This window comes from Streptomyces sp. NPDC058257, assembly GCF_042881845.1.
Taxonomy (GTDB): Bacteria; Actinomycetota; Actinomycetes; order Streptomycetales; family Streptomycetaceae; genus Streptomyces.
In genome coordinates, this window is sequence record NZ_JBHVXJ010000036.1 from 1 (window position 1) to 19,835 (window position 19,835).

Genomic DNA, 19,835 nt, shown 5'->3' on the forward strand with positions numbered 1-19,835 from the left:
CCATACCGTCCACCACACCACGCACCCCCCACCCGCAGCACAGGAACAAGCAACTCCACGACAGCCATCCACCACCTGTGCCACGCCAAACCCACAGACCATGACAGCGTATTAATCACCCCATAACAACCCACCAACACCACAAAACCCATACACACGCCTGAAACAGTTCGGCTCCGCTGCCGAGGAAGTCTGATGCAGAGGGACCTCCAGGGAGGTGACCGTATGGGCCCGGCCGCCGCGCGCTGGCAATGAAGTTCGTACCCGCCGCAGCCTGACTACTCACGCGGACCGCTCGCCCCAGTGGCCCGCAAGAGCGGCCGACAGCTAGCCGAACGGGTCGCCCACGTCCCGCCCGACGCCAGCAGCGAGTCGGCTCCGTGTGTCCACAGGAACGAGGTTCACTTGTTCACACACTTTCACGCACGCACGCACGCATACACGCTGCGTGTTGACCTGCACATTTGTTTCCCTTGGGCCTGCCTCGACGTTTCTCGTCGAGGTCCCGGCTCTGCCTCCTTGTGTTCACGTCGAGACGGAGCTGGGGCCTTCGGTGAGTGCTTCACTTGTTCACACACTTTCATGCACTCACACGTGCACGCATTCCAGCTCGCATCAATGCCCTCACTCACGCTGATACGCGTTTGTGCGCTCGCCCACTCTTTCACTCCTACCCGGGTTCGTTCTCGCACCCTGTCACCCGTACACGTCTACACGCATATTCTCTTGCGTTCGCCCTCGCGTCCCTTTGTGCGCGCACACCTATATACGCTCACGCTTGCACGCTCCCCTCCACGCCCACTCTCGTACACTCGCTCGCTGGCTCACACTGGAGTGCATGCGGACACGCCCGCACAGGTGCCTACCTACGTCACTGCACTAGTTCTTGCATGCAGTGACGCGTGCACTCCCGACTTCCTACGCCTACTCACTCACACATGCACCCACAGGCTGGTGCGGGCGGACACCCGAACGTGCCTGCGTTCATTCCTGTGGTCCTGCACGCCAGTCCGCATCCGTGCACTCTTGCCAGCGGGCGTGCACTCGCGCCCCCGGCGATGCAGGCACCCGTGCACTGGTTCCGGCATTCCTGCGCACCGGCAGGCATCCGCCCCTTCGGCCCTGCACGCTGCCAGCCTTCCCCACGCCCCGACTGCCAGTTGCGCGTGCGGGCACACCGTGGAGCGTGCGTTGGTGCATCCACGCAGCGCCTCTCGCGCTCTCGCGGCCAGTCATGCCAAGGCGCGTTCTTCCGCTCGGGCGTTTGCCCGGCGGTGCGCTCGGGCCCCACTCGATTCCTGGTCAGTCGTGGCGTCGGCGAACCGAGGGGGCGCCTCTGCTTTCGAGGGGTGAGGGGTGCTGCCGCTTCTCGTTGACGCGCTCGGTTACGACATCTCGGGAGGAATGTGCAGCTTCGAAACTGTCAGGTTCGTGACTGCGTCCCTGGCGGAGCAGATCGACACGCGTGGGGCCTGAAACTCGGCGGGGACTGCTGATTCTGCTGTTAATCTGTGCGTCGTCATTATGAATCTGTCAGTCTCACAGCACGGATTGGTAGCAACGGCGCATCTCGGTCGGTGTGGTGCTGCTGTCATCGGGTTTGGTGGGGCGGAAAGGCACCCATGCGGGTCATCACCGTCGCCAGTCAGAAGGGCGGGGTGGGTAAGACCACCACGACCGTAAACCTAGGTGCCACGTTTGCCAGCGCGGGCGCTCGTGTGCTGGCGATCGACCTGGAGTTGCAGGGGCAGTTGGGTGTGGCCTTGGGGGCTTTCGCCAAGAAGCCTCAGGACATCGGCGATGCGCTGCTCGACTACGTCGATGCCCAGGAGACCGGGGATATGGACTCGATGATGCCCCTGACTGACCGGATGATTGATCGTGAGGTGCTGCTCAAGGAGTTCGACTCCGCCGGTAGCCTGCACGTCATCGGTTCGGTGATGGGGGTAACCGACCGGGCCCGGGCGGAGGTCGCCAAGCGGGGCTGGGAGGCCACTCCGACGCTGCGGCGGCTGCTGATGACCGTGGCGGACCAGTTCGACGTGGTGCTGATCGATACCCCGCCGTCCGCGGATGCGTTGTCGTCCGTGGCGTTGGCCGCTGCCGACTACGTCATCGCCATCTGTAACCCGCGTCTGGCGACCGCTGACGGGGCGCGTGTGGTTCGCAACAACACGCTGAAGGTCCCCGAACGTACGGCGGGTGACTGCAAGCCGGTCTTTCTCGGCACCGTGGTCAATGAGGCGCTGCCGCCCTCCAAGCGCAATGACGAGACCGACGCGGTCGACGCGTATCTGCGTAAGCACGATCTGGCGCCGTTCACGAACCAGATCCGCACCAGCCCGCAGATTTCCGCCTCGTACGGGGTCAGCCGGCCCATCGTGATCGATGAGCCGAGCTACGCGGCCAGCCGTTGGTACGAAGACCTCACCGAAGAGATTCTCGAGCGCCTTGGGAGCCTGGCGGCATGAGCGAGGCGCGTAAGGGACGTCGCGGCAAGGCGCGTTCTTTCAACTTCGATGCCATCGAGCATGTGGGCAATGACGCTGATGCCGGGGGCTTCCTTGGCGACGCGGAGGCGGAGCAGGAACGCCAGGGAGCCGCTCCTGCCGCGGTTACGGTGGCGCCCGAACCCGCCCCTGAGCCCCCCACCCCAAAACCCATCGCAGCCACCACGAAGCAGGCGACTCCGGCCTCGACGGCCGTGCCGCAGCAGAGCCAGGCCGAGCCCGCAAGTGCGCCTCCCGCCGCGCCTGCCGAGGAGATTGCTCCGGTTGCGGACTCCGACGTGGCCGACCCAGAGCCTGCGTCGGCCGCAAAGGGCGTCGAGGAGACGGCCACCGCGGATCGCGCTCCCGCGGCGCAGCCCGAGGTCGCGCAGACGCAGGCAGCCGTGGCAGAGACGCCTGAGGCAGGGGAGGGGAGGGCGGAGCGTTCTGCACCGACGCCTGCCAGCACGGGCTCCGGCACGGTGGGTTCCACGTTGCCCGCGGCGGCCCGGCGGCGGGTGAACGACAGTGCCCCCACGTTCTCGGCATTGTCGGCTGAGCCAGTACTCGAGCCGAGGGCCAAGAAGAAAAAGGGGAAGGCCACGCCCGCCCAGGACGCGGTCGTGCAGGGCTTCTTGACCCACCGCACGGCAGGCGGTTGGCCCATGTGGTCGGGCCGGATGCTCACCGAAACGAAGATCAGGCTCCAGAAGCGGGCCGATGAGGACGCGGTGAGTTCGCGGCGCCCGCGGCTGAAGCCCGGCCACTATCTCGATGCGGCGTTGCGTCAGTTGCCCGACGAACCGGCCGCGCAGGCAGCGTTGGCCAACGAATGGCTCGTGCATCGGTGGGGCGGGGAGCACCCGCCGGGCACGAGTGCGCAGATGAGTGTCAGCCCTGAGGTGCACGCCTTCCTGGCCAATCTGAAGCGCTCTTTGCGCGGCCATCGGGCCGGCATCGTGATCGATGTGGTGTGCGCTGCCGCCGATGTGTTCCTCGACCAGCTCGATGAGGAGGGGCCGTTGGCCCCCTGATCTGCCTCTACTTGAAGGGTCTGGCCCCGCTGCGGGGTCAGACCCTTTTTGCATGCCCAGGCAGTTCACTTTTTCACACACTCTCATGCATGCGATCACGCACACTCTCATGCATGCAGTCATGCGTTCACCAGATGCTGCACACAGGCACGCACTGACACTGACACACTCGCAATGGCGCTGACAGGCACGCCGACGCCGGGACGCGCCTCGTGATCCCCGCCGACCCGAAAAGCCGTCAGAAGTCGCGCACTGCCTGGCAGTCCGTCGCCCTACACCAGCCTGGAGGCCGCGAGTGTGTGCAGCGGGGGACATACGCACGAATGAGTCTGTCAATTCCACATTGGGGCGTGTGAGGCACTAGTGTGAGAGACACACCACGAGAGGGACGCCACATGAGAACCACGCCGGGAAGTTGGTCCCTGCGAGCACTGGCCGCCGAGGCCAAGGTGCTGCCCAAAGTGGCCCGGGATGCCGCCGAGGAGGGGGTCATCGACTCGCATCACACGGTGGAGACCGACATCGTCCTGGTGCGGCTGTACGGGGCTCTCAAGCGTCTGGTGTGGCCCGAGGAGCGCCGCCCCGCCAACCGCGACCAGGGCCTGCGCGTGTGGGAATCAATAACGATCGAGACGGCGCGTGCGGCCCTCCCCGACGACCTCGCCTCCGATGCCGGTCTGTTCGTCCATCAGGCCGGCTGCACCCTGGCCACCGGACCCGGTGAGTACTGCGCGGCCCTGTTCAAGCTGGCAGACGAGCCGTTCTATTACGCCCCGCTGGGCAAGTGGTTCGACGAACTTCCGTCCCGCCGCGTCACCTCAGAGGCTGCTTGATGACCGCACAGAAGATCCTGATGGTGGGGGCCGACGTCGGCCTTCCAGGGCGGGCAACTGCTTCTGACCAGACTTCTTGCAGCTCCTGCAGGAACTGAACGGCCCGGGACATCGTCCCGGGCCACTCGTGTTCAAGGCCGTCACCGGCACACAGACCAGGAAGGAGCCATCCAGCTAGATCCCTAACTGAATAACCCATCCAGCTCGGCCGATTCGCCTCCCCAGACCGCCGAGTTGCGATGGGACTTTGCCTCAACCCATTTCCTCGTCCGGGAGCCCCTCATAGCCACCGCCACAAGGGCAAGTTTTGTGCTGCCCGAAACCGCGTCACGGAAACCGGCTGATTCACCCCAAGAGCCTGCACAACGCCCCGGCATCGGCTTTTCGCCCGTCCACCGCGCTGCCCAGGACGTGCTTACCACCACCTCGCGGCGCGCACAGCCGGGTGCTTGGATGCAGGCCGTCACCTGGCTCATCGCCTCCGGTATCCACCCCAAGGCAAACACCACCACCCTCGAGGTCGCTAAGGACCTCGCCACGCGCATGGACTACCAGCGCGGCATCGTCCTCTACGACCTCGACGGAACAGTTGTACGCACTAAGCAGTCCCGGGCCACGGTCAAACGGCACGTGGGCTACCTGCGTGAACTCGGCGCGCTGGTATGGCTCATCCACGGCTCCAAGCGCAATCTGCGCCTGCCCGGCCGCAAATACACGGCCACCGCCACCGTCTACGGCGCGGTCATTCCGCCCTGCTACGACGAGGCGATGGGCCACCGAATCTCCTACCAAGGCTACGAGTCACGCAAGATCGGCGTCACCGAGCAGGGCCGCCTCCGGGCCATCGCGGGCGCCCGTACTGCCGCCTCACGGACTCCTGGGCCTCGTACCACCAAGCACCGTGAGCCCCATTCTGGTGGGCCACACCACGACGGACCCGTATCTGAAGTGGGTGGGAAAGCAAAAGCTACGCTGCCGCGTGCCAGGAACAGCACATCTCGTCGCAGTATTCTGGGAAGGCGGGTGACCGCTCTCTCCTTCCAGATGGCTGACCGCATCGCCCGTAGGCTGAGGCACCTGCACAACTGGACCCAGCGGATGACGATTCCCGAGCTGTCCTGGGTGCTCGTCGACCGGGTCCTCGATGGGTACGACGAGTTCCAGATTGATAGGTGGCTGCGGGAGAACGCCCCGGCCGTCATTTTCGGCATCGAGTGGCGGCCCGCCAGCCCGCATCGGTACCTCGCCGCCAGGCTGGTCAAGGAGCACAGCGTAGAGCTGGCAGACCGCGAACGCGCAGCGCAGGAGGCTGCCGCAGTCGAGCCGATGGCGAATGCCGCCTGGCGTAAGCTGTGCGCCGAGCGTGCGGCCGCGGCTGCCGAGGCCCACGTGCCACGTACGGCCCAGGAGCGGCGGGAGGCTCGCCTGGCCGCGCAGTGGGACATCGGCCTGGTCATCGACCACCTGCAAGAGCAGGGCGAGGACGATGCATTGGACCTTTACGGCACCCGGCTCACCGTGAAGGCTGTCGGCCTGGCCGCCTCTCGGCACTTCCACGCAGGGCTCGCACGTGCCTACGCGTGAACCGTGCGGCCGAACGCCGGTGCCTAGTCCATTCATTCCACTCCCGGGGCCTGCCCTATCCCCGCAGCGTCTCGTTCGATGACTTCGCGCACGGGTCTGACGCAGCGCACAAGGCAGGCTTATCAAGTCCCCATCGGTCCAAGCCAAATTGCCCACATCCCAGCCTCCGGCCTGGCTGGGTCGCCGGATCCGCGCAGCATCGAGAGAGGCCTCACAAAAGGTAGTTGTTCGATCCGTTCGATATTTCTCTCAGCGCGATCCTAAGCACGACTGACGTTCACGAGTGGCTGCGGCAAACACTGAACGCTGACCTATAGGGCGCCGGGTCACAGAGCCCTGCCGTCACCGGATGTGCCCTCCAGGACGTCCTCGGATTCCGGCCGGGCCAGATTCTGGCGGATGGTCCGGTAGGCGTACCGTCGCTCTGCCTCGAATGCCCTGATATTGGCGCCTCGTCAACCGCGCGACACGCTTGGAGTGTTCTTTCGCCCAGCCCTCAAAGGTTAGTAAGGTACCCCCATGACCATCCCATACGATCCTGATGACCGGGAAAAGGTAGTTGCTAAGCTGCCAGGCGCTCTGCGCCAGGAACTCAAGGTCCGAGCCGCGGAGTTGGGCGTGGACATCAAGGATGCCGTCACCGAGGGCATCCACGCCTGGCGTGCCGCTCCCTCTCGCCCCCCGGTCAACACCTCGGGTGGCAGCTCCTTCTCCACCTATGTGCCAACCGGCCTGTACGCCGACCTCAAGAGCGACTGCAAGTCCCGCGGGATCGCATTCAACCAGGGCCTCGCGCAGGCGATTCGTCTCTGGCTCGACAGCTCCCCCTCCCCTCGCCGCACGCCTCCATCAACCGAGGAGGCCCGGCGTCTGGTCTTCGGCAATCAGAAGGGTGGCGTCGGCAAGACCGCCACCTCCGCCGGCGTCGCCGAAGCCCTCGCCGAAGCAGGGAAGCGCGTCCTGCTGATCGACTTCGACCCGCAGTGTCACCTGACCAAGCAGCTCGGTTACCCGATGCTCGGCATCGACGACCCCAGCCTGGCCAAGCACATGCTGGGCGAAGGCACGGGAAAGCTGCGGGACCTCCTCGTCCCCATAGAGGAAGGCTGCTTCGGCGGTCGGCTGTTCCTGCTGCCCGGCTGTAAGGACGCCTTCCTGCTGGACGCCAAGCTGGCCACCACCCGGCACGTGCGGATCAAGGAGACAGCGCTGGAGAAGGCGCTGGAGCCGTTGGAGGCCGAGTTCGACTACATCGTCGTCGACTGCCCGCCCAGCCTGGGCTATTCCATGGACACCGCCCTGTACTACGGGCGCACCCGCGGCGACGAGGCGCCGGGTACCTCAGGCGTCCTGATCCCCGTGCTGGCCGAGGACTCCTCCGCCGACGCCTACGACATGCTCTTCGACCAGATCGAGGACCTCACCGAGGACCTCGACATCGAGATCGCCAAGCTGGGATTCATCGTGAACATGTACGACGCCCGCAAGGGCTACATCGCCACCTCCTCCCTCGACAGCTGGAAGAGCATCGGCGATCCCTCGGTGCTCGCGGTCGTCCCGGAGCGCAAGGAGCAGCGTGAAGCGGCCCGCCTCAAGCAGCCGCTGCTGTACTGCGCGCCGGACTGCGAACAGGCCGAGGCCATGCGCACCATCGCCGTGGCGGTGAACGGATGAAGGCGGCTGACCGGCTGGGCACCGGATCCTCCTTCGGGAAGGTACCGCGCGGGCGCAGCGACCGCGGCCGCGCCAAGGCCATCGCCCAGGGCGACGTACCGGCCTACGAGCTCGTCCGGCTCCACCTGGACGAGGTCTCTCCTACTCCCCTGAACCCGCGCCGGAATTTCGGCAGCGAGGAACAGCTGACCCGCTTCGGTGAGGAGCTGCGCCGCGTACAGCTCGCTGCCTGTGTGGTCGTGACCCGTGATGCCTACCTCGCGTTGTGGGAGGACCATGCTGATCGCATCGGATCGGCCACCCACGTGCTGGTCAACGGCGAGCGCCGTTACCGCAGTGGTGCGCATGTCGGGCTGGACGCCCTGGACTTCGTGGTGCGCGACGACCTGGCGGCCACCCGCGAAGACTTCATAGAGAATCTTCTGCAGGAGAACCTTGACCGAGAGGACTTCGACCTCGTTGAGCGGGCTCGGGGCGTGCAGGCCCTGGTAGGTGTGTGCGGGGAAGAGAGCGCGAGCGGTGCTCAGTCCCGTGCCGCCGACCGGCTCGGGAAGTCGAAGGCTTGGGTGACCAATCAGCTCGCCCTGCTGACACTGCCGGAGGAAATCCAGGCCATGCTGAGCGCCGGCTCCCTGCCGGAGCGCGACGGCCGCCTGCTGGCCCGCCACTACAAAGCAAACCCCGACCTTGATGCTTCCCTGCTGCTGCAGCACCTGAAGTCGGTGCGGGACGGGGAAGCGCAGACCAAACAGCAGGAACGCTCCCTGCTGGAGGCGGCCAAGCAGCAGGCGTTGACCGCGGTCAACAAAGACACGGCAGTCGACGACAACGGCCCCACGCCCAGCCCCGCTGCCCCGACAGCGTTGACCGCGGTCAACAAACCCGCTTCCGGATCGGCTGCCAAGGCCGCTCAAGCAGGCGGCAGGAGGGATGAAAAGCCGACTCGCAACCCGTCGACGTTGACCGCGGTCAACGAAACCGTCCCCGACAACAGGCAGGATTCCGCGCAGCAGGTGCCTGGAAATCGTGAACTTTCCGTTCCGCACCAGGTCAACCAGGAACTGGTGGACACGCTTCCCTGGACTGACCCAGCCTGGTTCGACCGGCAGTTGCGCCGGCACATGGACCAGGAGGACCTCAAGAAGCTCGTGTGGCTGCTCCAGGCGGAAGAGGACGAGTAGGCCAGGCTCCGGCATGGCAAGAACAAGAGAAGGCTCCCCACCACACTGGTGGGGAGCCTCTTGCCGTACGGCGGGAAGGCGGGAGGCGGGAAGGCGGAAAGGCGGGTTGCGCGGTGTTGACCGCGGTCAACACAACACAGACAGGCAGCGACGACAACGGTCCCGGCCCGGCTGACGGTATGTGAGGAGTGGCAGCGTCTGTCGTCCAGCGGCGACCGCCTCACCTCCGGCGGGAACATCATCGAGACCGGCGTCCAATCTCTCTCCCCCCTCCGCCCCCTCTTAGACCCGGTCTCGAACAAACCGCAGGCTGAAGATCGCAACGGTCCCTGCCTCGACAAACGGGCCTTGCCTCGACGGGAGCCTGACCTGTCCCCCAAGGGAATTCACTCGCTGCCCGTGGCGGGGGCTTCTAGCCTGCATCGAGTGATGACAGCCGATGGCGTGTTGTTCGTCCTGGCCCTGTTGCGGCGGGCGAAGGTGGAAGTGTGGGTCGGTGGAGGATGGGGGATCGACGCTCTGCTCGGCGAGCAGACCCGAGACCATCGCGACCTGGACCTGATGCACCGGCAAGACCAGGAGGTCGCTGTGTTGGCGGCCCTCTCGGCGGAAGGCTTCGTGGAGAGCCTGGACTGGAGGCCCATCCGATTCGTCCTGACGCATTCGGACGGGCGAGAGATCGACCTTCATCCGCTGGTCTTCTCCAACGACAGCTCAGCAGTGCAGGCGTCACCCGATCCGCAGCGTCCTTTCGTCTATCCCTCCGCGTGCTTGGTGACGGGCACCGTGCAGGGGACGCCTGTCCCGTGCCTATCGGCCGAGCAGCAGGTCTACTTCCATCAGGGATACGAACCAACAGAACGCGATCGCCACGACATGGCGCAGCTCCGCCGCGTTTTCGGGATCGCCACGCATTTCTGACCCGCGCCGACCGGCCCGGGCTCTGCGCGGCCCGATCAAGGAAGCATGCCGCAGCAACCCGAGGCGGTGTCACTAGTCATCGGGGACGCCGCCAGTCATCGGGAACGCTCCCCTCTCCAACCGGCGTTGACCGCGGTCAACAGATCCGGCTCCGAGGACCCTGGCACCACGCACCACGCACCACGCACCCGGCACACGGCAATCGCGAAGCTTGTCTGCCTCACCAGATCACCTCAGTGGAGAACCTCTGCTGCACGGCAGCCGACGTCGTCGGCTCCGCTCCCAGCACTGCTCCCCCTAACGGTGTTGACCGCGGTCAACAAACCCGCCCTCGAAACAGCTGGGAGGAGCACCCGAGTAAGCGGCAAGAACGACGCAGAGCCGCCGCCTGGCTCGCCGGTGTTGACCGCGGTCAACACGAGCACGGCGTCTGACGGCAGCGCCGCGCTTCTACTCCCGGGAGCCGTTGACCGCGGTCAACAAACCGAGTAGCGCGCGGCCGGTGGGCGGATACCCGGGAGCCGGACAGGGAGCAGCGTGTTGTCCGCGGACAACACGCTCCGAGCCAGCAAGGCGAACGCCCCTCACTCGCAGGCAGGGGGACCTGCCCCTGGAGTTGTCCTGGTGCCTCCGGGAACCCAAAGAAGGAGGCCTCCGCCGCCCGGAATGAGGTCCGGACGGCGGCGGCCGCTTCGTGCCCACTGGACCAATTGACCCCAGGGGCGGGGGAGGGGGAGGGGCAAGGGGAGGCTGGAGCGGACGCGGCCTTGTGGCTCTCGCGGTGCGCGGACTGCGCCGGTTCGGCGAGGACGCTCAGTCCGTGGGGCTCGTCGGCGCCGACGAGCCCTTGCGGGCAATGGAGCCCGACTCCACGTCAACTATTGCCCGTACGTGAGCAACTTCTGCTGACCTGCCGAAGCCCTGAAGGGTGGGGATGAGCCGCTGGCGGCAGCGTCAACCTCGCAGTGCTGAGGCCTGCAGAAAGAACTCGCAGTGCTGAGGCCTGTAGAAAGAGAGGTGACACAGGCTCTCAGCTCTTGACCAGGTCGCCGTTGCTCCAGGCGTAGACCTTGTCTCCCTTGACCGCCACCCGTAGCTGGTACTGCCCGGAACAGTCGGGCCGTCCGTCCTCGGCCCCCACGTCTTGTGGCCACCAGCTCGCTACCAGCGTGGGCCCGTCGGAGAAGGCGCCTTCCGAGCAGCCCTTCTCACCGGTCAGCTTCAGCGGGGTGTCGGCGAGTGTGAAGCGCATGAGCTTGGCGTTGCCGGTGGTCTGCGCCTTGATCGTGATGTCCGTCGCGTCCTTTGGCACCCACTTGGGGAGCCGGAAGATGAGTTCACCGTCGGAGGACTTTCGGGCCTCGTACTCGGTGGGGAACGTCTTGACGCGTTCGTGGAGCACGTGGTCGTTGAACACGTCCGGGAAATCGGCGTTGTGTTCCTTCAGTACGGGCGTCACGGCCGAGCCGACGGCCCAGAGACCTACTACGCAGGCTGCGCTGATGATCAGAGTCTTTTTCTGCATACCTATCCAGGCCCGGCAGGGGGCCGCTCGCTGACCGGGCGATCGTATGTCGCCCCATGAGAGAGACGGGGGCGGAGACTAGGCGGTTCAGTCCCGCAGTCCAAGAACATCTACGGTCAACGTGCCCGTCGGCCTCGCCGTGCTCATCCGGGGACGCAGGTTCATCCCCGAGTCGACCCTGAAGAAGGCCGACCGGCTCGACCTGACCGGCATGCTGCTGTCCGCACTGGCCAGCGTCTTGATCGTCTTCCCACTCGCCCAGGAGCACCTCCACCACTGGCCGCTGTGGGGCTTCGCCATGCTCGCCACCGGTCTCCTTGCGCTGAGCCTCTTCGCGCCACCAGCAGCGCAAGCAGGACAACGTACCCCTGGTGCCCCTGGTGCCCCTGGTGCCCCTGGTGCGGACGTCCTGCCACGGCGCGGAGCACACCGCCCTCGCTCCAGGCGGGCGCCCACACACGCCGCCACCGGGCGGCGAGTTGATCGAGTCGCTTCTTCACGAACCGAGTCGCTACCCCGTCAGTTCCGGTCTGCCGGGATGCTCTCGCCGATGCCCCTGCCGGGAGGCCGTCAAACAGTGTTAGCGCAGGCTGGGGTGGAGTTCGGGTGGTCCGCCCAGGGTGTAGCGCAGGGAGAGCGGGGCGCTCCCGTCGATGTCGGTGATACCGAGGTGCGCTCCCAGCTCAGCGCCGATCAGCGCCCTGCCGGAGAGCTGCATGAGGTCGTCGGCCGCGTAGAGGGCCGAGATCACCCGGCCGGTGAACTGCGGGGATTCGCGCCTGGTGGTCGGCCGGGCTTCAACGGGCAGTGTTGCGAAGTGCGCGCGTGCGCGCTCGGTGTCCAGGCCGCCCATCCAGATCGAGACGGCGGCGACGTTGTGGGGGTGCAGTTCCTTGGCCATGTCGGCCGCCATCTTGTCTGCGCCTGCCTTCTGGGCCCCGTAAGCGGGGCCCAGGTGGTACGACACAGCGCCGTAGTGACCCGTGTTGACGATCAGCCCTCGGCCATTGGCGATCAGCAGGGGCGCGGCGTGGAAGCTTGCGACGTAGTGCGATCGCAGACCGACCGTGATGAGATCGGCCGCTTCCAGCGGCTGCTCCCAGAACCTCCCGGGAGGCGGGGCGTTGAGCACCTGGGCCGCGTTGTTGACCAGGATGTCGAGTCGGCCGTGATCGCGTTCCACCCGGGCGAACAGTTCCGCCACGGTTTCATCGTCGGCGTGGTCGACGGCCACCGCGACGCCTTTGCCGCCGGCTTCGTCGATGAGCGCAGCTGTCTCCGCGACTGTGCCGCCGTAGGGCGAGTCGGACGACTGCCGGCTGCGCCCGGTCACGTAGACGGTCGCGCCCGACTGTCCGAGGGCGAGGGCGATTCCCTTGCCTGCTCCCCGGCTGGCTCCGGTGACCACCGCCACCTGCGGCCCGCTGCTGACCGATCCTGACATGGCACGCCTCACTGAGTTAGATACGTATCGAACACGTCCGACTGTACGATGAGGATCGAACATGTCAAGTCGAGGAAGGATCCGCCATGGCCGAGCCGGTCGCGCGCCGCGTCAGGAACCTGGTCCACGCCGACCCGGAAGAGGTGAGCCTGCAGGCCGCACTCGATGCCCTCTCCGACCCGGTACGGCGCTCGATCCTGCGCGAATGCGCTGGTGAACCGGACTTCAGCCGGGCATGCGGAACATTCGACCTGCCGGTCTCCAAGGCAACGGCAAGTCACCACTTCGCGGTACTGCGTGCCGCCGGACTCCTGGAGCAGGTGGACAAGGGATCACGCAGGCTCAACCGGCTTCGCCGACCCGAGTTCGACGCGCGGTTTCCCGGACTGCTCACACTCGTACTCACAGAAGGTGCACAGCCCCGACCACCCCAGGCTTGAGAGGTTGCCGACTGCGGGCGCGGACCAGACCGTCTCAGCGAACCCCGTCCGCGTGTCTCACCTAATCCAGTCCATGCAGGTCAGCAGTGCGTGGGCGACCAACTTCGGTGAGACAGGACAGAAAATCACGGCGTGATAATCAGGAGCCATCGGCTGGCTCCTCCGCCCTGCCCCCTCTCACCGCTGATGTCCTGTCTCAGCGAACGTAGGGAAGGAGTGCAGTCTCAGTTTTCTCTGGGCATCCCGGCCCGGGACACCACTGCCCTTGCTGATGGCTGCTGATGGAGACCGTTGCCCGGAGTCAGTGACGGCCCTTCGTTGTGAACCACGGCGGCTGAGTTGATGCCTTCGGATCGTCGTCTTCAGGCAGGCATGAACGCAGCACTTCAGGGACGGGGGACAAGAGGGTCGGGGGACAAGTGGGACGGGGGACAAGTGGTACGGCGACCGCCGACCAAGGCCTGTAACGAGTCGTGATCACCAAGCGGCGTACCGACGTTCATCGAGGGCGGGCCAAGGCGCCGGCGGCGCCGACGCTCCGAAGACCGCCAGCGAAAGCCCCCGGGCTCCGCGGTGTGACGTGCGGGGGCCGGGGGCGGCTCTGGCTGTGACCAGGCGGGCGGTCTCAGTTCAGGTAGGTGTTGTACTGCTCGACGTCACCGGGCTTGAGCTGCGTCTTCGGGTCGGTCTTGATGCTGGAGAGCTCCGTGCCCAGGATGCGTCCGGTGTGCTCGTCGAGGATGATCGTCCACCGCACCGTCCCCTTGAAGTCCGCGGCGTACGCCTGGCCCTGGCGCCCCGCACGGTCCTTGACCGGACCGATGGCGCGCAGGCCGGACCGCTCGGCGAGCAGGCCGTCTATCGCGGCTGTCTGGGCGGGGCCGGGCGTCCAGTCACGCAACAGCGCCTCCACGGTGTCCATCGTCCAGTACGCGCTGCCGCGGGTGTCGGGGTTCTCCTTTGCCAGGTAGTCGGCGAGGCCGCCGACGGTGGTCGGCGGCGTGCTCCGGAAGGCGGCGAGCTTCTCCCATGACCCTGCGGGCAGGTGCGTACGGTTGACGACCCGGCCGTCCTCGATGTCCTGCGCCTCACCACTGCCGTCGGCGTTCCAGCTGTCGCGGGACTCGGTCACCGGCATCTGCTCCGGCTTGTGCTTGCCGTCGTCCCACATCCCCATTGCCCACTCCCGTCGGTGGGTCCCGCGTTGCGCGGCGCCGTCGGAGTCGGCGAGGGCGGCGGCCCGCTTCGCGACGGTGGCGAGCGGCACGGTGGCCCGGGAGCTATCCACCTTGAGCGCGGCGGGCGCGGCGACGGCCGTCTGACCGCTGCTGCCGGTGACGGCGAGCCCCGCCACGGTCGCCGCGATGACGGCGGCAGCCGCCCCGAGGGACATCGACCGGCCGGGCGTCAGCCAGCCGAAGGCCGGGGAGCGGCGGGCGGCGGAGCGGGACTTGGAGGACTTCGCGGCGTCGGACGTGGCGGCCGTGTCGCTGATCTCGTGCATCAGGTGTGCTTCGAGCTCCGTGCGACGGGTGGACGAGAGCCGGGGGGTGGCGGGCGGCGGGACCATCTCACGCAGCGCGGCGAGCTCGGTGCGGTCGCGGGCCTCCTGCCACTCCCGGTTCTCCTCCTCGTGGGCGGGGTCCGCCGGACGGGACGACGGGCTGGCGGCGCCGGGACGGTTCCGGAACAGGGCGTTCATGCGAGGTTCTCCTGGGTCGTTCGAGCCGGAATGCTGTCTACGCGCTGTATCTGTCCGCTGCCTCCGGGGAGTTCCCGACCGGGTGCGCGCCGTGTGTCGTCGTGCCGGGTGGCCGGGTGCCCCACGGAGTCGCGCAGCTTGGCGCGGGCGCGGGACAGCCGCGAGCGCACGGTGCCGACGGGTATGCCCAGGGCCTCGGCGGCGGACGCGTAGTCAAGACCGCCCCAGACGCACAGGGTGAACACCTCGCGCTCGGTGCGCCGCAGCCCCTCCAGCGCTGCCTTGGCCGCCGCCAGCTGTTCGGAGTCCGCCAGTCGCCCGGCCACCTCGTCGGCGAAGTCCGGGACGATGTCCGAACGTGGCATCCGGGCCAGGGCCTTTCGGTGCCGCCGGGCCGAACGGGCCGTGTTGCGCAGGACATTGGTGGCGATGCCCAGCAGCCACGGGCGCAGACTGCCGGTCTCCTCCGGGCGCAGCCGCTCGCGCGAGCGCCACGCCTCCAGAAAGGTGAGGGAGACGATGTCCTCGGCCGTGGCCCAGTTGCCCGTGGACCACAGAGCGAAGCGGTACACGGCGTCCGCGTGCTCCCGGAACGCCTCGGCGAGCGCGGCCGGGTCACCTTCACGGAGACGGGAGTGGGTTGAATCAGTCACGTGGAGTACTGTCCGACCGGTCCGGCGGGTTCCTGTGACGTGCGCCACGGTTCCTGGGTGGAGGCGCGCTGAAACTGGACTCGAACCGAACTTCGATACGCGGCCCAGGGCCTGCATCGAGTAGTGATCGATTTGCTGGATTCGCCCTCGCTGCGAAGGTGGATCCGGTGGTCCAGTGTGCATGACGCGTGCGCAACTGACGGACAAGGGGTGGGGGTTCGTCGAGCCGTCTCTGGCGGACGGCGAGTACGGCCCGTATCCCGCGCGGCTGCGGCAGCAGTTCGAGGGCGTGATCTGGAAGTTCCGCCCGGGAGCCCAGTGGCGGGAGATGCCGGACCGGTGCGGCGCCTGGTCCACCGAGCACAACCGGTTTCGGCAGTGGCGGGACGCCGGAGTCTTCGAGGCTCTGCGCCGTTCCCGTCGCGGTCATCGACGATCGGGCGCTGCCGGAGGCCTGGCCGAACGTGCGGCTGCCCGCGTGGGCGGCCCCTCCACTCCGATGCTCCCGGCCCGCTCCCGCCACGCCTCCGAGCCCTCCCTGGAGCGGTATGCCCGCCCCGGCTTCGACGCGGTCGCCCAACGCGTCGCCCAACGCGTCGCCCAGCGCGAACCCGCCGCCCGACGGAAGCGGAAGCGCTGACGCCTCAAGGTCATCACATTGCCGGGCATGCCTGCCCGGCACAGCACCATCCACCGGACGGGTGCAGGGCTCGACGCGCCGCGAGTCGCACTGACACAGATCGTCAACTGATTGATTCTCACGGGGCTGGTCGCTGTCCCGGTCCTGCGAAAGGGTTCGAAGAAGGCGGCAGTGCGGCATGTGCGCACTCGATCTGCTGCCGCGCCGAATGTTCGGGCGCATCCACGAGAGAAGGAAACACACCCCCTATGCGCGCCCTTGTGGTCGATCACAGTGAGGCTGGACCCATCCGGTTCGCCGATGTCGATGAGCCCGTACCGTCCGCCGGTCAGGCGCTGGTGGAGATACGGCACATCGGTCTCAACTTCGGAGAGCTGAATTACGTACACCAGTGGCCAGCCGGCGCTGTGCACGGTCACGACGCCGCCGGCATCGTGGTGCGCGCCGCATCCGACGGCTCGGGGCCGCCCGAAGGTACGCGCGTCGCAGTGGGAATGGCTCCCCACGCGTGGGCGGAGCGGGTGGCGGTCAGCCCCGCCTCGCTCGGCACCGTCCCCAAGGGCGTGGACCTGGCCGACGCCGCCGCGCTGGGGATCGCCGGGGTCACCGCATTCCGGGTGCTGCGCAAGCGTTCCCTGCTGGCGCGCGACGTGCTGATCACCGGCGCCAGCGGGGGAGTGGGGCACTTCGCCGTCCAACTGGCGGCGCTGGCGGGCGCCCGGGTGACGGCACTCGTCGGTTCGCCGGAGCGGTCCGCCGGGCTCCGCGAACTCGGGGCCGACAAGGTCCTGACCGACCTGGCCGAGACCGGGGGCCGGTTCGACCTCGTCCTGGACACGGTCGGCGGGCCGTTGGTGGCCCAGGCGTGGAGTTCTCTCGCCGAGGGCGGCACCATCCACCTGGTCGGTTACTCCTCGGGGCAGGAAACCACCTTCCCGTCAGGGGCCTTGTTCGGCTTCGGTGAGCCCCGCAGCATCGCCACCTACGGCGACATGACGCCGACCGGCGGGGAGCTGACGGACCTGCTGGGCCTCATGGCCGCCGGGAGGCTCTCGGCCCCGGTCGGACTGCGAGGCGACTGGCAGGGTGTGGACGACGCCGTCCGGGCGCTGTTCGCGCGGAAGGTGCACGGAAAGGTCATTCTTGACGTGGCCTGACGCTGTGGACGAGAACACATGCGCCGCCGCCCGCCGGTGGGCGGTTCGCGGCGGTGGACGAGAATGGACCCATGGATGTGCTGGCGGAGGCCTTGCGTGTTTCGGGTGCGCGTGGGGCGCTCGGGGTCATGCTGAAGGCCGGAGGAACGTGGGGCCTGTGGTTGGACTCCTCTCCAGGAGCGGCACTGCACGTGGTGTCCCGCGGCACTATGTGGCTCCACGTCACAGGCGAGGAACCTCTTGAGGTGCGGGCCGGAGACGCCGTCCTGGTGTCGCCGGGCACCGCACACGGGATAGCCGGCGGCGCCGACGTGACGATGGGTTCCTGCGACCGTGAGGAGGCGGCCCGGGCTTTTGGCGATGGCCGGGCCCTGCGGCTGGGCTCGGCGCCGGTGCGGACGGAAGTGATCGTCCTGCACTATGAGCAGGACCCGGAAGTGCGCACACCGGTGCTTACCTCCCTCGCTCGGCCGATGCATGTCACAGCCCGGGAGAACGCGCAGCTCAGAAGGACCGTCGAACTTCTCGCTGCCGAGCTCGCACAGCCTCAGATCGGCACCACCGCCGCCATCAACAGCATCGTCGACCTTCTGCTCGTCCAGTTCGTACGCGCCTGGCTGGCCCGCCACCCGCAGGAGCAGTCCGGCTCATGGCTGGGAGCGATGCGTGATCCGGTCGTACGCGACGCTCTGGCGTGTGTCCACGCCCAACCGGAACACCCCTGGACCACACAGACCCTGGCCGCCGCGACGAGCGTCTCCCGGGCGACGCTGTCCAGGCGTTTCCGCTCCGCCCTCGGACAGACGCCGGGCGCGTACGTGACGCAGTGGCGCATCGACTTGGCGTCCGTCCGGCTCCGCGATACCGATGAGCCCGTCGAGTCGATCTCCGGCGCGGTCGGATACGGCTCTCCGCACGCTTTCAGCCGTGCCTTCAGACGTGCCCGAGGCACGGCTCCGGGCGAATACCGTTCTCGACTTCGCAAGTGATCCGGCTTCGTTTGTTCCGTTTGTTCAGCTGGAACTCGGGGGTCGGTCCGTGTGCGTCGGCCGGGGGTATCCGTGAGTTCGGTGGGGATGTGGGGGTGGGCTGCACGGTTGCGCAGACTATCCCTGGGCGGTGGGGCGAACCACGATGTCACTTACATCGACGCCGTCCGGCTGCTGGATGGCGAAGGCGATGGCGCGGGCCACCGCGTCCGGCGAAAGAGCGATCTCCATCATCTTGTCGATCTGGTCCTTCACAGCCGGATCCATGCGCTCTGCGAAGTCCGTGCGGACGGCGCCGGGCGAGACGACGGTCACGCGCAGGCTGTCGCCGGCCTCCTGGCGCAGGCCCTCTGAGATGGTGCGCACGGCGTTCTTCGTGCCGGCGTACACCGACTGGAGCGGCACGATACGCAGTCCGGCGGTGGAGACGGTGTTGACGAAGTGCCCGAAGCCCTGCTCCCTGAAGACGGGAAGGGCCTCGGCGATCCCGTACAGGACCCCTTTGAGGTTGACGTCGATCATCTCCTCCCAGTCCTCGACACGCAGGTCGTCCAGACGGGAGATCAAGCCGATCCCGGCGTTGCTGACGAGGACGTCGAGCTTGCCGTATCGATCGCGTGCCAGCTTGACGAGGCCGGACATGTCCTCGCGTCGCGTCACGTCCGTGCGGGCCCAGACGGCTTCACCGCCGGACTCTTCGATGCGGGCGGCCAGCGCCTCAAGGCGCTCCGGACGGCGTGCCCCGAGAACGATCTTCGCACCGCGCTCGGCGAGCAGGAGCGCGGTCGCCTCGCCGATGCCGCTGCTGGCGCCCGTGATCGCCACGACTTTGCCTTCGATTCCCGACATGGACAGTCCTTCCAGCGGAGGAGTGGGAGCGGCTGTGCCTTACAGTGAAAGTGGAGGCGTCGCCACTTCGTCCACACTAAGTGGCGACGCCTCCACTTAGCAAATAGAGACAGGGGAGAATCACTGATGGCCCGGGATGCAGGACGCCCGCTGAGGGCTGACGCACAGCGGAACCGGGACAAGATCCTGGCCGCCGCGGTGCGCGTGTTCACCGAGGAAGGGCTGGATGCGCACTTCGAGCGCATCGCCAAGGAAGCGGGCGTGGGAACCGGCACCCTCTACCGCAACTTCCCGACCCGGGAAGCTCTGATCGAGGCGGCGTACCGCAACGAAGTGGCCCGGCTGTGCGACGCCGTCCCCGGCCTCCTCGCGGGGATGTCACCGCCTGAAGCGCTGCGAGCCTGGACCCGCCGCTTCATCGACTACGCCACCGCCAAACTCGGCATGGCCGACGCCCTTCGAGCCGTCGTCAACTCGGGAACCAACCCCTACGCCGACAGTCACGAGATGATTCAGGCAGCCCTCTCCGCCCTCATGGACGCCAATACCGATGCCGGAACGATCCGGTCCGACATCAGCCCGACCGACATGTTCGCCGCCCTCGCCGGTATCGCCCTCACCTCGGCCAAGCCCGAGCAGCGAGAGCAGGCCGAACGCCTCCTCGACCTCACCCTGGACGGACTGAGACCCGCGCCGCCGCGGCCCCCTGAAAACTGATCG

General features: G+C 67.2%; 17 protein-coding genes. 12 read left to right on the forward strand and 5 right to left on the reverse strand.

Annotated features, from left to right (window positions below; all coding sequences use genetic code 11):
* Nucleotides 1–1,622 precede the first annotated feature (1,622 nt).
* The 7 genes from ACFVXC_RS41010 (at nt 1,623) to ACFVXC_RS41040 (ending at nt 9,716) form a co-directional block, all read left to right on the forward strand.
* On the forward strand, nt 1,623–2,471 hold the full coding sequence (locus ACFVXC_RS41010) for a ParA family protein (RefSeq protein ID WP_389916707.1): 849 nt from the start codon (nt 1,623–1,625) through the stop codon (nt 2,469–2,471).
* Entirely contained in the window at nt 2,468–3,523 is a 1,056-nt protein-coding gene (locus ACFVXC_RS41015) for a hypothetical protein (RefSeq protein ID WP_389916709.1), read from the forward strand. The genes ACFVXC_RS41010 and ACFVXC_RS41015 overlap by 4 nt, the downstream gene beginning before the upstream one ends.
* Before the next feature lie 395 nt (nt 3,524–3,918).
* Nucleotides 3,919–4,356, forward strand: coding sequence for a hypothetical protein (locus ACFVXC_RS41020; RefSeq protein ID WP_389916711.1), 438 nt, complete (start codon nt 3,919–3,921; stop codon nt 4,354–4,356).
* 453 nt (nt 4,357–4,809) lie between these two features.
* Entirely contained in the window at nt 4,810–5,940 is a 1,131-nt protein-coding gene (locus ACFVXC_RS41025) for a hypothetical protein (RefSeq protein WP_389916712.1), read from the forward strand.
* Nucleotides 5,941–6,459: 519 nt separating this feature from the next.
* Nucleotides 6,460–7,614, forward strand: a complete 1,155-nt coding sequence (locus ACFVXC_RS41030) for a ParA family protein (protein WP_389916714.1) — start codon at nt 6,460–6,462, stop codon at nt 7,612–7,614.
* The gene (locus ACFVXC_RS41035) at nt 7,611–8,795 is read left to right on the forward strand and encodes a ParB/RepB/Spo0J family partition protein (RefSeq protein WP_389916716.1); all 1,185 of its coding nucleotides are present in this window, start codon (nt 7,611–7,613) and stop codon (nt 8,793–8,795) included. Before ACFVXC_RS41030 ends, ACFVXC_RS41035 begins: the two co-directional genes overlap by 4 nt.
* Before the next feature lie 429 nt (nt 8,796–9,224).
* Entirely contained in the window at nt 9,225–9,716 is a 492-nt protein-coding gene (locus tag ACFVXC_RS41040; RefSeq protein ID WP_389916770.1) for a nucleotidyltransferase domain-containing protein, read from the forward strand.
* Nucleotides 9,717–10,746: 1,030 nt separating this feature from the next.
* On the opposite strand, the gene ACFVXC_RS41045 is transcribed toward ACFVXC_RS41040, so the two are convergent.
* Nucleotides 10,747–11,241: a hypothetical protein gene (locus ACFVXC_RS41045; protein WP_389916718.1), complete on the reverse strand. Its 495-nt coding sequence runs from the start codon at nt 11,239–11,241 to the stop codon at nt 10,747–10,749.
* A gap of 580 nt (nt 11,242–11,821) precedes the next feature.
* The gene (locus ACFVXC_RS41050; protein WP_389916720.1) at nt 11,822–12,685 is read right to left on the reverse strand and encodes an SDR family NAD(P)-dependent oxidoreductase; all 864 of its coding nucleotides are present in this window, start codon (nt 12,683–12,685) and stop codon (nt 11,822–11,824) included.
* Between the two features lie 86 nt (nt 12,686–12,771).
* On the opposite strand from ACFVXC_RS41050, the gene ACFVXC_RS41055 reads away from it, so the two are divergent.
* Nucleotides 12,772–13,125, forward strand: coding sequence for an ArsR/SmtB family transcription factor (locus tag ACFVXC_RS41055; protein ID WP_389916722.1), 354 nt, complete (start codon nt 12,772–12,774; stop codon nt 13,123–13,125).
* 625 nt (nt 13,126–13,750) lie between these two features.
* Here ACFVXC_RS41055 and ACFVXC_RS41060 read toward each other — a convergent pair.
* Nucleotides 13,751–14,827, reverse strand: a complete 1,077-nt coding sequence (locus tag ACFVXC_RS41060) for a CU044_5270 family protein (protein WP_389916724.1) — start codon at nt 14,825–14,827, stop codon at nt 13,751–13,753.
* Complete coding sequence (locus tag ACFVXC_RS41065; protein WP_389916726.1) at nt 14,824–15,480, reverse strand: RNA polymerase sigma factor; 657 nt, start codon at nt 15,478–15,480, stop codon at nt 14,824–14,826. The genes ACFVXC_RS41060 and ACFVXC_RS41065 overlap by 4 nt, the downstream gene beginning before the upstream one ends.
* 181 nt (nt 15,481–15,661) lie before the next feature.
* Here ACFVXC_RS41065 and ACFVXC_RS41070 point away from each other — a divergent pair, with 181 nt between their 5' ends.
* The 3 genes from ACFVXC_RS41070 (at nt 15,662) to ACFVXC_RS41080 (ending at nt 18,266) form a co-directional block, all read left to right on the forward strand.
* Nucleotides 15,662–16,120, forward strand: a complete 459-nt coding sequence (locus ACFVXC_RS41070; RefSeq protein WP_389916728.1) for a transposase — start codon at nt 15,662–15,664, stop codon at nt 16,118–16,120.
* Nucleotides 16,121–16,368: 248 nt separating this feature from the next.
* On the forward strand, nt 16,369–17,277 hold the full coding sequence (locus ACFVXC_RS41075; protein ID WP_389916730.1) for a zinc-binding dehydrogenase: 909 nt from the start codon (nt 16,369–16,371) through the stop codon (nt 17,275–17,277).
* Nucleotides 17,278–17,348: 71 nt separating this feature from the next.
* A complete protein-coding gene (locus ACFVXC_RS41080; protein WP_389916732.1) occupies nt 17,349–18,266 on the forward strand; it encodes a cupin domain-containing protein in 918 nt (305 codons plus the stop codon).
* Between the two features lie 117 nt (nt 18,267–18,383).
* Here the strand turns inward: ACFVXC_RS41080 and ACFVXC_RS41085 are convergent, their stop codons facing one another.
* Nucleotides 18,384–19,115 (reverse strand): SDR family oxidoreductase, encoded by a 732-nt coding sequence (locus ACFVXC_RS41085; protein WP_389916734.1) that lies wholly within the window; start codon nt 19,113–19,115, stop codon nt 18,384–18,386.
* Between the two features lie 126 nt (nt 19,116–19,241).
* Between ACFVXC_RS41085 and ACFVXC_RS41090 the strand changes: the two genes are divergently transcribed.
* A complete protein-coding gene (locus ACFVXC_RS41090) occupies nt 19,242–19,832 on the forward strand; it encodes a TetR/AcrR family transcriptional regulator (protein WP_389916736.1) in 591 nt (196 codons plus the stop codon).
* The last annotated feature ends 3 nt before the right edge of the window (nt 19,833–19,835 follow it).